Annotated in this window: 13 protein-coding genes; 10 read left to right on the forward strand and 3 right to left on the reverse strand. The window is 60.7% G+C overall.

From position 1 onward, the window contains the following. Position 1: 1 nt before the first annotated feature. Positions 2-325, forward strand: a complete 324-nt coding sequence (locus EFD55_RS28045; protein ID WP_125849632.1) for a phosphoribosyl-ATP diphosphatase — start codon at positions 2-4, stop codon at positions 323-325. Beyond that, entirely contained in the window at positions 322-1,317 is a 996-nt protein-coding gene (gene coaA / locus EFD55_RS28050; protein WP_125849634.1) for a type I pantothenate kinase, read from the forward strand. The genes EFD55_RS28045 and coaA overlap by 4 nt, the downstream gene beginning before the upstream one ends. 21 nt (positions 1,318-1,338) lie before the next feature. Here coaA and EFD55_RS28055 read toward each other — a convergent pair whose 3' ends face one another. The 3 genes from EFD55_RS28055 to EFD55_RS28065 all read right to left on the reverse strand — a co-directional run bounded on the left by EFD55_RS28055 (position 1,339) and on the right by EFD55_RS28065 (position 4,113). Beyond that, positions 1,339-1,956 carry an alpha-ketoglutarate-dependent dioxygenase AlkB family protein gene (locus tag EFD55_RS28055; protein ID WP_125849636.1) on the reverse strand — a complete coding sequence of 206 codons (618 nt, stop codon included), beginning with the start codon at positions 1,954-1,956 and terminating at the stop codon, positions 1,339-1,341. Between the two features lies 1 nt (position 1,957). Continuing rightward, positions 1,958-2,395 carry an alternative ribosome rescue aminoacyl-tRNA hydrolase ArfB gene (gene arfB / locus EFD55_RS28060; RefSeq protein WP_125849638.1) on the reverse strand — a complete coding sequence of 146 codons (438 nt, stop codon included), beginning with the start codon at positions 2,393-2,395 and terminating at the stop codon, positions 1,958-1,960. A gap of 107 nt (positions 2,396-2,502) precedes the next feature. Next, positions 2,503-4,113: a phosphoenolpyruvate carboxykinase gene (locus tag EFD55_RS28065; protein ID WP_125849640.1), complete on the reverse strand. Its 1,611-nt coding sequence runs from the start codon at positions 4,111-4,113 to the stop codon at positions 2,503-2,505. Positions 4,114-4,451: 338 nt separating this feature from the next. Here EFD55_RS28065 and EFD55_RS28070 point away from each other — a divergent pair, with 338 nt between their 5' ends. The 8 genes from EFD55_RS28070 to tsaE all read left to right on the forward strand — a co-directional run bounded on the left by EFD55_RS28070 (position 4,452) and on the right by tsaE (position 14,318). Continuing rightward, positions 4,452-5,189, forward strand: coding sequence for a response regulator transcription factor (locus EFD55_RS28070; RefSeq protein ID WP_205909805.1), 738 nt, complete (start codon positions 4,452-4,454; stop codon positions 5,187-5,189). 77 nt (positions 5,190-5,266) lie between these two features. Then, a complete protein-coding gene (locus tag EFD55_RS28075; RefSeq protein ID WP_125849645.1) occupies positions 5,267-7,057 on the forward strand; it encodes a sensor histidine kinase in 1,791 nt (596 codons plus the stop codon). After that, positions 7,054-7,503 carry an HPr kinase/phosphorylase gene (locus tag EFD55_RS28080; protein WP_125849647.1) on the forward strand — a complete coding sequence of 150 codons (450 nt, stop codon included), beginning with the start codon at positions 7,054-7,056 and terminating at the stop codon, positions 7,501-7,503. The genes EFD55_RS28075 and EFD55_RS28080 overlap by 4 nt, the downstream gene beginning before the upstream one ends. Before the next feature lie 150 nt (positions 7,504-7,653). Beyond that, complete coding sequence (locus tag EFD55_RS28085) at positions 7,654-8,055, forward strand: PTS sugar transporter subunit IIA (RefSeq protein ID WP_088675366.1); 402 nt, start codon at positions 7,654-7,656, stop codon at positions 8,053-8,055. Between the two features lie 9 nt (positions 8,056-8,064). Beyond that, entirely contained in the window at positions 8,065-8,340 is a 276-nt protein-coding gene (locus EFD55_RS28090; protein WP_125849649.1) for an HPr family phosphocarrier protein, read from the forward strand. 277 nt (positions 8,341-8,617) lie between these two features. Beyond that, positions 8,618-10,018, forward strand: coding sequence for an adenosylhomocysteinase (gene ahcY, locus EFD55_RS28095; RefSeq protein WP_125849651.1), 1,401 nt, complete (start codon positions 8,618-8,620; stop codon positions 10,016-10,018). Between the two features lie 203 nt (positions 10,019-10,221). After that, complete coding sequence (locus tag EFD55_RS28100; RefSeq protein ID WP_125849653.1) at positions 10,222-12,810, forward strand: PAS domain-containing sensor histidine kinase; 2,589 nt, start codon at positions 10,222-10,224, stop codon at positions 12,808-12,810. Then, positions 12,807-14,318: a tRNA (adenosine(37)-N6)-threonylcarbamoyltransferase complex ATPase subunit type 1 TsaE gene (tsaE, locus tag EFD55_RS28105; RefSeq protein WP_125849655.1), complete on the forward strand. Its 1,512-nt coding sequence runs from the start codon at positions 12,807-12,809 to the stop codon at positions 14,316-14,318. Before EFD55_RS28100 ends, tsaE begins: the two co-directional genes overlap by 4 nt. The last annotated feature ends 4 nt before the right edge of the window (positions 14,319-14,322 follow it).

The raw sequence follows: 14,322 nt of genomic DNA on the forward strand, positions 1-14,322 counted from the left end.
TATGAGCGGATTTTCCCTTTCCGATCTCGAAAGGATCGTCGCAGAGCGATCGAAAGCCTCGCCGGATGAGTCCTGGACGGCCAAGCTCGTGGCCGCCGGTCAGCCGAAAGCGGCAAAGAAGCTGGGAGAAGAGGCGATCGAAGCCGTGATGGCGGCGGTAACAGGCGACCGCGACAATCTGACCTATGAAGCCGCCGATATGCTCTATCATCTCTTGGTCGTATTGAAGATTGCTGAAATACCGGTAGAGAATGTCATGGCCGAACTTGAGCGCAGAACCGCGCAGTCCGGCCTCAAGGAAAAGGCCAGCCGGCAGAGTTCATGAGTATCGCGACTGAGATTATCGGGGTGCCGGAAACGTTGGATCACTTCCAGTCGGAATCCTATTCGCCCTACCATTTCTTCTCCTCCGAACAATGGGCGAAATTCCGGGCCGACACGCCGCTGACGCTGACCGGCGACGAAGTCAACCGACTGCGCTCGATGGGCGACCCGATCGATCTCAAGGAAGTCAGGCGCATTTATCTCTCGCTGTCGCGGCTGCTTTCGGCGCATGTCGAATCCTCGCAGATGCTATTCGAGCAGCGCAACCGCTTTCTCAGCCTGTCCGATGTGACGAAGACCCCTTTCGTCATCGGCATCGCCGGTTCGGTCGCAGTGGGAAAATCGACCACGGCGCGTATCCTCAAGGAGCTCCTGGGACGCTGGCCTTCCAGCCCGAAGGTCGATCTCATCACCACCGACGGCTTCCTCTATCCGAACGCCGAGCTGCAGCGAAAAAAACTGATGCAGCGCAAGGGTTTCCCGGAAAGCTACGATACCGGCGCCATTTTGCGCTTCCTCTCGGCGATCAAGGCCGGGCGGCCGGATGTGAAGGCGCCCAGTTATTCGCACCTCGTCTATGATGTACTGCCGGACGAGTACAAAATCGTCGACCGGCCCGACATTCTGATCTTCGAAGGTATCAACGTGCTGCAATCGCGCGACCTGCCGGCCGACGGCAAGATCGTGCCGATGGTGTCAGACTTCTTCGACTTCTCGATCTATATCGATGCCGCGGAAAGCCAGATCCATAACTGGTACGTCACGCGCTTCATGCGGCTGCGGGAGACCGCCTTCCGCGATCCGAACTCCTATTTCCATCGCTACGCCTCGATCACCGACGCGGAGGCGCTTGAAATCGCCGAGGATCTCTGGACGAATATCAACCTGAAGAACCTCAGGCAAAACATCCTGCCGACGCGGCCGCGCGCCGATCTGATCCTGAAAAAGGGCAAGGATCATCTGATCGAACAAGTCGCGCTGCGAAAACTATAGCAGGCGATCATATTCCGGATATCAGGCCGAAGGATTGACGCGGCGCAGCGTCAGGTTGATGCGGCCGCCATTTTTCAGCAGCGTCGAGGTCGCCGGATGTATGCGGTCGACACCGTGGAAACAAAGCCTCCCCTCACCGCCCAACACGACCAGATCGCCGCTCGAAAGCTTGAAGGATAGTGTGCTATCATTGCGATTGAGACCGCCGACACGGAAGAGGCAGCTATTGCCGAGCGAGACCGAGACAACAGGCGCCTGCAGATCCTGCTCGTCCTTGTCCTGATGCAGGCCCATGCGGGCGTCGTCGGAGTAGAAATTGACGAGGCAGGCCTCGGGTGGCTTGTCGTAACCTGACACATCGTTCCAGATATCGAGCAGCTGCTGCGGCATATCAGGCCAAGGCCTGCCGGTTGCCGGATGCGTCGGCTGATACCGATAGCCGCGCTCCTTGTCCGTAACCCAGCCGAGCGGCCCGCAATTGGTCATCCGCACGGACATCGGCTTGCCGGTGCCCGGCATGACAGGCACATAGAGCGGCGCTTCGGCGACGACCGCGCGGATCGCCTCGACCAGGGCTTCCTGGCGGGCGCGATCGAGATAGCCGGGGAGATGACGGATGCCGTTCAGGAGTCCAGGCATCTCAATCGCCGCCGCCGGGGCGGCCGCGCATTTTCTTGACTTCCGAGCGGCCGGATTTTTCCTTCAGGCGGCGCTCAACCGAGCCTTTGGTCGGCTTGGTCTTCTTGCGCGGCGGTGGTGGCGGCTTGGCAGCCTCCAGAATCAGTTCCTTCAGCCGCTCGCGCGCATCCTCGCGGTTGCGGTCCTGGCTGCGAAAGCGGCTTGCCTCGATCATCAGCACGCCCTCCTTCGACAAACGCCGGCCGGCGAGTTTGATCGCATTGGCCTTGACGCGCTCATTGAGGGAGGGCGAATTCGCAATGTTGTAGAACAGCTGGACTGCCGTTGAGACCTTGTTGACGTTTTGCCCGCCGGGACCGCCCGCCAGGACGAACTGTTCCGTCAGCTCCCATCCCGCGATGGTAATCCTGTCATCGATGTAGAGCGCTTCGCTGGCCATGCGGCGTTCTATCTCATATCGGCAATGAATTGAAAATATCGGTCGTCAAAGCGAAAACCCGGCAATCCTGCGATGCCGGGTTTCACGTGAGTCAGGGATTTTTCCTGTTATTCGGCTGCGACTTTCACGCCGGGAGCCGCGTCGCGGACGCCGCCATCGACATGACCCTCGAACTTGGCGAAGTTGGCGATGAACATCGAGACCAGTTTTTCGGCCTGCGCGTCATAGGCCGCCTTGTCGGCCCAGGTCGAGCGCGGATCGAGAATGCCGCCGTCGACGCCGTTGACGGAAACCGGCACGGCGAAGCCGAAATTCGGATCCGCGCGGAATTCCACCTGGCCGAGTTCGCCGCTCAGGGCAGCGGCCAGAAGGGCGCGCGTCGCCTTGATCGGCATGCGCTTGCCGGTGCCGTAGGCGCCGCCAGTCCAGCCGGTATTGACGAGCCAGCATTCGACGCCGTGGCGACCGATCAGATCCTTGAGCAGGTTGCCGTATTCGGCCGGGTGGCGCGGCATGAATGGCGCGCCGAAGCAGGTGGAGAAGGTCGCTTCCGGCTCGACGACACCCTTTTCGGTGCCCGCCACCTTGGCGGTGTAGCCGGAGAGGAAGTGATACATCGCCTGATCGGGCGTCAAACGCGCGATCGGCGGCATGACGCCGAAGGCATCGGCGGTCAGCATGATGATCGTCTTCGGATGGCCGGCCCGGCCCGTTTCCGAGGCGTTCGGGATGAAATCCATCGGATAGGCGCAGCGGGTGTTCTCGGTCAGCGATCCGTCGTCGAAATCCGGCTCGCGACGTTCGTTCAGCACGACGTTTTCGAGCACGGTGCCGAACCGCTGGGTCGTCGCATAGATTTCCGGCTCGGCTTCGGCCGAAAGACGGATGGTCTTGGCGTAGCAGCCGCCTTCGAAGTTGAAGATGCCGTTTTCGCTCCAGCCGTGTTCGTCATCGCCGATCAGCGTGCGGGCCGGATCGGCCGAAAGCGTTGTCTTGCCCGTGCCGGAAAGGCCGAAGAAGATCGCCGAATCACCTTCCGGGCCGACATTGGCCGAGCAATGCATCGGCATCACGCCCTTGGCCGGCAGCAGGTAGTTGAGCACGGTGAAGACCGACTTCTTCATTTCGCCGGCATAGGAGGTGCCGCCGATGAGGACGAGGCCGTTGGTGAGGTCGCAGGCGATCACCGTTTCCGAACGGCAGCCGTGGCGCGCCGGATCGGCCTTGAAGCTCGGCAGATCGATAATCGTCAGCTTCGGCACGAAAGTGGGCAGCGCCGCTGCATCGGGGCGAATGAGCAGATTGCGGATGAACAGCGAATGCCAGGCAAACTCGGTCACGACGCGGGTCGGCAGGGCGTGGCCTTCTTCGGCACCGCCGACGAGGTCCTGGACGAAAAGGTCCTTGCCCGCGGCATGCGCCACCATGTCGTCGCGCAGCAGGGCAAAATGCTCCGGCGAGAGCGGCTTGTTGTTGTCCCACCAGATTTCGCCATCGGTATTGGCGTCGCGAACGACGAACTTGTCGCGCGGCGAACGGCCCGTGTGCTGGCCGGTGATGGCCCGGAGCGCGCCCTGAGCGGTCAGTTCGGCTTCACCCCGGCGGATCGATTCCTCATAGAGTGCTGCGGCGGAAAAGTTATAGCGAACGCTGGCTGCGCCGCCCAATCCAACCGTTTTCAGCTCCGTTGCCGGGTTATGAACTCCGAACTTTTCCATGGCTAGTTCCCTTTGCTCAGGCGCATTGCCGTTAACACTAAGCGCGAAAATACGGGGAGAAATTTTAAAACACAAGAGACTGAAATTGAGAAAATCCAGTAATATCAAATAATTAATCGATTTAAATTTATCGCGTTCTTTTTAAATCGTTTGAAAGATCGCGTTGAAACATTTTCCCGCACACCTTCAGATTGCGGTCGAATTTAACAACAATCCTCCCCTTTATCTTTGCCACAATTTGTTCCACCTTTATCCTCCATAAGCGCATCCGGTCACTGAGACCGCCTGGGGACGACCAAAATCCGGGAGATTGCGCACTGATGACGGAGACCAACACCATGCCGACAATCGCGCTCGTTGATGACGACCGCAACATCCTCACCTCGGTGTCGATCGCGCTGGAGGCCGAAGGATACAAGGTCGAAACCTATACGGACGGAGCCTCGGCGCTCGACGGCCTTCTGGCTCGACCGCCGCAGCTTGCGATCTTTGATATCAAGATGCCGCGCATGGACGGCATGGAACTCTTGCGCCGCCTGCGGCAGAAATCGGATATCCCGGTCATTTTCCTCACCTCCAAGGATGAGGAGATCGACGAGCTCTTCGGCTTGAAGATGGGTGCCGACGATTTCATCACCAAGCCTTTCTCGCAGCGTCTGCTGGTGGAGCGCGTGCGCGCCGTCCTGCGCCGCGCCTCGAGCCGCGAAGCCGCAGCCGCCGGCGGCACAAGCCCTACCGGCACGCCGAAAGCCGGCGCGGTGCAGCAGGCCCGCTCACTGGAGCGCGGGCAACTCGTCATGGACCAGGAACGCCATACCTGCACATGGAAGGGTGAGGCCGTGACGCTGACGGTGACGGAATTCCTGATTCTGCATTCGCTGGCGCAGCGCCCCGGCGTCGTCAAGAGCCGTGACGCATTGATGGATGCGGCCTATGACGAACAGGTCTATGTCGACGACCGGACCATCGACAGCCACATCAAGCGGCTTCGCAAGAAATTCAAGATGGTCGATACCGATTTTGATATGATTGAAACGCTTTACGGAGTGGGATACCGCTTCCGCGAAGCAGCCTGACGCCTTACGGCGCGGCAAGAGACGATTGAGGGTTGCGGGCCGGTCCATCCGGCCCCGCCCTTCGAAAGGGCCTGTCATTGGCACAATTGGTGCAGGAAAGGGATCTGGACGATGCGGAGGGGCTGAGCAGCCCTCTCGCCCGAGGACGCCGTTGGTCGCATCCCTTCACGCTGATCCGCCGGATCTTCGGCAATGCCGTCTTTTCGAGCCTGACGCGGCGCATCGTCTTCTTCAATCTCGCCGCGCTGGTCGTGCTCGTCGGCGGCATCCTCTACCTCAACCAGTTTCGCGAAGGGCTGATCGACGCCCGCGCCGAAAGCCTTTTGACGCAAGGTGAGATCATCGCCGGCGCCGTTTCGGCCTCTGCGTCGGTCGATACGAACTCGATCACCATCGATCCGCAGAAGCTTCTCGAGCTGCAGGCCGGCCAGAGCATCACTCCGGTGCCGAATGACGAGGATCTCGAATTCCCGATCGATCCCGAGAAGGTCGCCCCGGTTCTGCGCCGGCTGATCTCTCCGACACGCACGCGCGCACGCATCTTCGACGCCGACGCCAATCTGCTGCTCGATTCGCGTCATCTCTATTCACGCGGCCAGGTGCTGCGCTTCGACCTGCCGCCGGTCGAGGAGGAGAAGCAGACCTGGAGCGATTGGTTCGCGACCCTGTTCAACAAGGCGCTGCAGCCCGGCAATCTGCCACTCTACAAGGAAGCGCCGGGCGGCGACGGCTCGATCTATCCCGAAGTCATGAACGCGCTGACCGGCGTACGCGGCGCGGTGGTGCGTACGACTGAGAAAGGCGAGCTCATCGTTTCCGTCGCCGTGCCGATCCAGCGCTTTCGCGCCGTACTCGGCGTCTTGCTGCTGTCGACGCAGGCGGGCGATATCGACAATATCGTTCATGCCGAACGGCTGGCCATCATGCGGGTCTTCGGCGTCGCCACCCTCGTCAACGTGCTGCTTTCCCTGGTGTTGTCGTCGACGATCGCCAACCCGCTGCGCCGGCTTTCGGCGGCCGCCATCCGTGTCCGCCGCGGCGCCAAGACGCGCGAGGAGATCCCGGACTTTTCCGCCCGCCAGGACGAAATCGGCAATCTTTCCATTGCATTGCGCGAGATGACGACGGCGCTCTACGACCGCATCGATGCGATCGAGAGCTTTGCGGCTGACGTCAGCCATGAGCTCAAGAACCCGCTGACCTCACTGCGCAGCGCCGTCGAGACACTGCCGCTCGCCAAATCCGAGGATTCCAAGAAACGGCTGCTCGATGTCATCCAGCACGATGTCCGCCGCCTCGACCGCCTGATCAGCGATATTTCTGACGCCTCGCGTCTTGACGCCGAACTCGCGCGGGTCGACGCCGGCACCGTCGACATGGAAGTGCTGCTGCGTGACCTGATCGATGTGTCGCGCCAGATCAGGGGCACTAAGAAGCAGGTGGAGATCGAATATTCCATCGAGCGCAAGCCGAACGTGAAGGCGCGCTTCGTCGTCAATGGCCACGATCTGCGCATCGGCCAGATCGTGACGAACCTGATCGAGAACGCCCGTTCCTTCGTGCCTGAGAAGGGCGGCAAGATCACCGTGCGGCTGGTGCGAACGCGATCACGCTGCATCACCTATATCGAGGACAACGGCCCCGGCATCCAGGCGGAAAATATCGACCGCATCTTCGAGCGCTTCTATACGGACCGGCCGGAATCGGAAGGTTTCGGCCAGAATTCCGGCCTCGGCCTTTCGATCAGCCGCCAGATCGCCGAAGCCCATGGCGGTTCGCTGAGGGCGGAGAACATCACCAACGGCGAAAATGGGCATGTGCTCGGCGCGCGCTTCATCCTTGCTCTGCCCCTCGATGCCGCCGCATGACGGAAGCCCCGAACATTCATGCGACGGCGATCGTCGTGGGCAGGACCGGGCTTCTGTTCAGCGGACCCTCCGGCTGGGGAAAATCGATGCTGGCCTTCTCCTGCATGACCGAGGCGCGCCGGCTGGGTCTCTTCACGGCGCTGGTTGCAGACGACCAGGTTCTTCTTTCGAAGGAAGCCGGCTCGGTGATCGCCGCATGCCCGCCATCGATCGCCGGGCTGATCGAGCTTCGCGGCACCGGCATCGTCCGGCAGGATCATGTCCCCCAGGCGACCATGCATTATGCCGTGCTTCCCGGCAGCGCTTCCGGTGAAAACCGCATCCCCCCCGAGGGCGAAATCGTCAGCCTTGCGGCCGGTTTTTCGCTTCCCGCATTGCGGTTGCTCACAAACGTCCCCTCGCCCCTTGCGATCCTGATGGCGAAAGCGCCGGATATCGGCGATTAAAGCCTTCAAGATTGGCCAATCTGCCTTATATATTTGCATTTTTATCTTGCACTTCAGCTTTTCATAGCCAAGATGTGCCGCCACCGGTGGACGTCATTGCTGCATTGCGATATCTGGGCCACCGTTTGCGTATATGGGAGCAGTAATATCATGATCGGACTTGTGCTTGTCACTCATGGCAAGCTGGCTGAAGAGTTTCGTCATGCTGTCGAGCACGTCGTCGGTCCTCAGAAATTCATCGAGACGGTCTGTATTGGCCCCGAAGACGACATGGACCAGAGACGGCAGGACATTCTGGCAGCTGTTTCCGGCGCCGACGACGGCCATGGCGTCGTCATCCTGACCGACATGTTCGGTGGCACGCCGTCCAATCTTGCCATATCGGTCATGAGCAGTGGTCATACGGAAGTCATTGCCGGGGTCAATCTGCCGATGCTGATCAAGCTTGCCGGCGTGCGCGGCGAGAACAACATGGAGAAGGCACTGGTGGAGGCTTCCGAAGCAGGGCGGAAATACATCAATGTCGCGAGCCGCGTGCTCAGCGGAAAATAACGGACTTTCATGACGTCGCTCTCCCGGGAACTCCTCATCGTCAACAAGCGCGGCCTTCACGCGCGCGCCTCCGCCAAATTCGTGCAGATGGTCGAGACCTTCGATGCCGCCATCACCGTTTCGAAGGACGGAATGACCGTCGGCGGCACCTCGATTATGGGTCTGATGATGCTTGCGGCAAGTCCTGGTTCGAGCGTTGTCGTCTCCGCGAGCGGCAGCCAGGCCGCGGAAGCGCTGGAGGCCCTGGATCAACTGATCCAGAACAGGTTCGGCGAAGAAATATAAGCGCCGGTCGAATCATATAAACATATAAAGACTTCTTTATATCCTTATTGCCATCCCTCGCGAAGCCTGCTAAACGGCGGGCATGCCGTGCGCTGAAGCGCGTTCGCATCGAACCTGGTTCATGCGATGCGCTTGAGCTCTTTGTCGTTATGCATCTCGCCATACCGGAGCCGCTGCACACTTCCGGGCGACATGCGTTAGCACGCGGCCTATCCGTCGCGCGATCATCTTCGCGCCTGCGCCAATTTTTGAGACGTTTTTCAGCCTGGAGACCTCTATGAGCACTGAAAAAGATTATGTCGTCGCCGACATCGGGCTTGCGGATTTCGGCCGCAAGGAAATTACGATCGCCGAAACCGAAATGCCGGGACTGATGTCCTGCCGCGCCGAATTCGGCCAGGCAAAGCCGCTGAAGGGCGCGCGCATCGCCGGCTCGCTGCATATGACCATCCAGACGGCCGTGCTCATCGAAACGCTGGTCGCGCTCGGCGCCGAAGTCCGCTGGGCTTCGTGCAACATCTTCTCGACGCAGGACCATGCCGCTGCCGCGATCGCCGCTGCCGGCGTTCCGGTCTTCGCCATCAAGGGCGAATCGCTCGAAGATTACTGGGTTTATACCGACAAGATCTTCCAGTGGGCCGATGGCGGCCTTTCCAACATGATCCTCGATGACGGCGGCGACGCCACCATGTACATACTGCTCGGCGCCCGCGCCGAAGCCGGCGAGGATGTGCTGTCCCATCCGCATTCCGAGGAAGAAGAAATCCTCTTCGCGCAGATCAAGAAGCGCCTCGCCGCTTCGCCGGGCTGGTTCACCAAGCAGCGCGATGCCATCAAGGGCGTAACCGAGGAAACGACGACGGGCGTGAACCGCCTCTACCAGCTCAGCCAGAAGGGCCTGCTGCCCTTCCCGGCGATCAACGTCAACGACTCCGTCACGAAGTCGAAGTTCGACAACAAGTACGGCTGCAAGGAATCGCTGGTCGACGGTATCCGCCGCGGCACTGACGTGATGATGGCCGGCAAGGTTGCCGTCGTCTGCGGTTACGGTGACGTCGGCAAGGGTTCTGCCGCTTCGCTCTCCGGCGCCGGCGCCCGCGTCAAGGTCACCGAAGCTGATCCGATCTGCGCCCTGCAGGCCGCGATGGACGGTTACGAAGTCGTGCTGCTCGAGGACGTCGTTTCCTCGGCCGATATCTTCATCACCACGACTGGCAACAAGGACGTCATCCGCATCGACCACATGCGGGAGATGAAGGACATGGCGATCGTCGGCAATATCGGCCATTTCGACAACGAAATCGAAGTTGCAGCGCTGCGTAACCTCAAGTGGACCAACGTCAAGCCGCAGGTCGACCTGATCGAATTCCCCAAGGGCAACCGCATCATCCTTCTCTCCGAAGGCCGCCTGCTCAACCTTGGCAATGCGACGGGCCATCCGTCCTTCGTGATGTCGGCCTCCTTCACAAACCAGACGTTGGCGCAGATCGAGCTCTTCACCAAGCCCGGCCAGTATTCCAACCAGGTCTATATCCTGCCGAAGCATCTCGATGAAAAGGTCGCCCGCCTGCATCTCGACAAGCTCGGCGTGAAGCTCACTCAGCTTTCTGAGGAACAGGCTGCCTATATCGGCGTCTCGCCGAAGGGCCCGTTCAAGTCCGACCACTACAGATATTGATCTGAACATTAATATCCACAAGATGTAGAAGCCGCGGCATTGACAAATGCCGCGGCTTATTTTTTGGGCGCTCCCTTCCCGCCGATTCCCTTCCGAAGTATTGTTTTAAGACTTGATTCGTGGCGCCGGACCCTGTCCGACCGTCCCGAAAATGGGATGTCTTGTCGTAATGCGGCACATTGAAGGACGGAGACATACCGCGGATGTTGGAAATGAAAAGCAGCCTGCCCGGTCAGGCGGATGACGGCGCTCGCGCCGATCGCCGCCCGCTCACGGCAGGCCAAGAACATAAATCTGCAACGGCACACGAGGCCGCAGAGCAAGAGCATGGATCATTGGCGCGCTTCCTGAAAACCTGCGCGGCCGGCACGGCGCTTTCTGCGCTTGCGCGGCCGGTTCTGGCACAGGCGGAGCAGCAGGCGGCGGCCTCGGCTCACCTCTTCACGTCCTCGCAGGTCGTCGGCGTTTCCGTCGTCATCGGCGTCATCTCGGCAGCCCTGCTTTCAACGCTATGGCTCGTGCGCCAGCGTGGCAACCTGGAAAACGAGAGCCGGGAAATCCGCTCGGCGCTTTCCGATGCCCAGCAGCGCATTTCGCAATACCAGGCCCTGATCGCCGACAAGAACCGGCGGATCGTCATCTGGGACGGCAATGCCCGCCCTGAGCTTCTCGGCCAGCTTCCACCCGAGACCGGTGCGCCGCAGGACGGCGAATTCCTCGCCTTCGGCCTCTGGCTGAAGTCACGTTCGGCTTCCGAGCTGGAAAAGGCGATAGACCGGCTGCGCGACGGGGCGCAGAGTTTCGACATGGTGGTCGAAACCATTCGCGACGAAATCCTCGAGGCGCAGGGCCGGGTTTCCGGCGGGCGCGCCTTCGTCCGCTTCGTGGCACTCAACAATCTCCGCGCCGAGCTCGCGGAGCTCAGGATCGAGCGCGACCGGCTGATGACCTCTATTTCGGCCTTCCAGACCATGCTCGACGCGATCGACATGCCGGCCTGGCAGCGCGACCCGGGCGGCCGCCTCACCTGGGTCAACCAGGCTTACGGCGAGGCCGTCGAAGCGCGAACACCGCAGCACGCGATCAATGAAGGCCGCGAAATGCTGGCGACCGTGGCGCGCGAACGTATTCGTGCGACGACGACGCCGGAATCACCCTTCCACGATACGATCTCGACCGTCGTGCGCGGCAATCGCACATTTTTCGACGTCGTGGACGTCAAGGTGCCCGGCGGCTCGGCCGGGATCGCGATCGATGTGTCCGACATCGAGGCGGTGCGCGCCGAACTGGAACGGACGCTGAAGAGCCATGCCGAAACGCTCGACCATCTCGCCACTCCCGTTGCCATCTTCGACGGCGACCGCCGGCTGCAATTCTACAACCAGGCATTCGTCGCCCTCTGGGAGCTGGATATTGCCTTCCTCGAAGGCCGCCCCGACAATAGCGAGTTGCTCGAACGGCTGCGGGCAGCCAAGAAGCTGCCGGACCAGCTCAACTGGAAAGGCTGGAAGGAAGCGGCCCTTTCCGTCTATCGTGCGCTCGACACACAATCAGACCTCTGGCACCTGCCGAACGGGCAAACGCTGCGGGTCTTTGCGACCGCTCACCCACAGGGCGGCGCTACCTGGGTGTTCGAAAACCTGACCGAACAGGTCGATCTCGAAACGCGCTACAACACGCTGGTCAAGGTGCAGGGCGAAACGATCGACCATCTCTCCGAAGGCGTGGCGGTGTTCGGTCCCGATGGGCGCATCCGCCTGTCGAATCCGGCCTTCCGCGCGCTCTGGGGGATCACGGAAACCGAAGCCAAGCCCGGCACGCACATCCGTGTGCTCGGCGAAGCCTGCGCGCCTTCCTACGATCGGCCGGACGGCTGGAAGGCCTTTGCCGAACTGATCACCAGTTTCGACGATGAGCGCCGCTCGGGCCAGGGTACGCTGGAACTCTTCTCCGGCCTCGTGCTCGACTATGCCGTCATCCCGCTGCCCAACGCCCAGACCATGCTGACCTTCGTCAACATGACCGACAGTGTGCGTGCCGAGCGCGCGCTGACGGAGAAGAACGAGGCGCTGCGCAAGGCCGACGAGCTGAAGAACGACTTCGTCCAGCACGTTTCCTACGAGCTGCGCTCGCCGCTGACGAATATCATCGGCTTCACCGATCTCCTGCGCACGCAGGGTGTGGGGCCGCTGAACGACCGGCAGGCCGAATATATCGATCACATCTCGACCTCATCCTCAGTGCTGCTGACGCTCGTCAACGATATTCTCGACCTTGCGACCGTCGACGCCGGCATCATGCGGCTCAACTATGCGGAGATCGACCTCAACGACCTGCTCGACGACGTTTCGATGCAGATCGCAGATCGCCTCCATGAAAGCGGCGTTGCGCTTGAGATCACCGCGCCCGCCTATCTCGGCTCGATCGTCGCCGATCCGCAGCGGCTGAAGCAGATCCTTCTGAAACTTCTTTCCAATGCGGCGAATTTTTCGCCCGAAGGCACTTCGATCTCGCTGGAATGCCATCGCGAAGGTACGGATTTCGTCTTTTCCGTCAGCGATCGCGGCCCCGGCATCTCGCCTGATATGATCACCACCGTCTTCGACCGCTTCGCGACGGGAGCGAAAAGCGGCAAACGCGGCGGCGCCGGCCTCGGCCTTTCGATCGTCGACAGCTTCGTCAGCTTGCACCATGGCGATGTGACGATCGATAGCGAGCCGGGCAAGGGCACGACCGTCGTCTGCCGCATCCCCTCCGTCGATATCCCGCATTCCGCCGCCGCTGCCGAATGACGACGGGCGATACGATTTCGCTTTTTCTGGAAGACGAGGCGGCGACCGACCGCCTCGGCAACGATCTGGCGATTGCGCTGAAGGCTGGCGATTGCCTTGCTCTCTCCGGCGATCTGGGGGCGGGAAAATCCTCGCTCGCACGCGCCTTTCTGCGCACGATGGCCGATGACGAGGGACTTGAAGTCCCGAGCCCGACCTTTACGCTGGTGCAATCCTACGATCTGCGCATCCCCGTTTCACATTTCGACCTCTACAGGCTCGGCGATCCCTCGGAACTGACCGAACTCGGCTTCGACGAGGCCTTGCAGAACGGCATCTGCCTCGTCGAATGGCCCGAGATGGCCGAAAGCGAGTTGCCTGAAACACGCATCACGTTGCGGCTTGAACATGAAGGCGCCGGCCGTCGCGCGACAATCGTGGCGCCTGAAAAAATCACGACCCGTCTCCGTCGCGTGCTTGATATCCGCAGCTTCCTTGCCGATGCCGGCTATGGAGAGGTCAAGCGGCGGTTTCTCACTGGAGATGCGTCGCTGCGCGCCTATGAATCCGTCTATCCCAAGAAGGGCGAACGCAAGATCCTGATGGATTGGCCGCCGCTGCCGGACGGGCCTCCGGTGCTGGATGGCAAACCTTACCCCAAAGTCGCCCATCTCGCGGAAAACGCCTATCCCTTCGTGGCGATCGCCAACGCTTTGCGCGAGCGGGGTTTTGCGACGCCGGAGATTTACAAGGTCGACTATAACAAGGGCATCCTGCTGATCGAGGATCTCGGCAGCGAAGGCGTGCTCGATAGAGACGGACGACCGATCGCCGAGCGTTATCGGCAAAGTGTCGCCTGCCTTGCGCATCTTCATTCCATGCAGATCCCTCGGGATATTCCGGTTTCGGCCTCGCATACGCATCACATTCCGGATTTCGATCGTACGGCGATGAAGATGGAAGTGCGGCTCGTGCTCGACTGGCATATTGCTTGGAAACGCGGCACGGCACCATCGGATGCCGAACGGGAAGAGTATTTGGCGATCTGGGACCACCTGATCGATGAGCTGCAGTCGGCTGAAACGAACCTTCTGCTGCGTGATTTCCATTCGCCCAATATCATCTGGCGAGACCGTGAAAACGGCATCCTCAAAGTCGGCATCATCGACTTCCAGGACGCCATGATCGGGCCGACCGCCTATGACCTTGCCTCGATCGTCCAGGATGCGCGAGTCACCATCGAGCCGGATCTCTTCCGGCAGCTGATGAACGATTACCTCACCCTCCGTCGCGCGCAGGGCGGCTTCGACGAAGCAGGTTTCATGAAGGCATGGGCCATCATGTCGGCGCAGCGAAATTGCAAGCTTGCCGGCCTCTGGGTGCGTCTGTTGCAGCGCGACGGCAAGCCCGGCTATATGAAACATATGCCGCGGACGCTCTCTTATCTCAACGTCGCGCTTGAACATGAAGCGCTTGCCCCCTTGCGCGATTGGTGCGCAAGGGCTGGAATAGGCCAGAGCGAATCATAAGTTC

This window comes from Rhizobium pisi (assembly GCF_003938655.1).
Taxonomy (GTDB): Bacteria; Pseudomonadota; Alphaproteobacteria; order Rhizobiales; family Rhizobiaceae; genus Rhizobium; species Rhizobium pisi.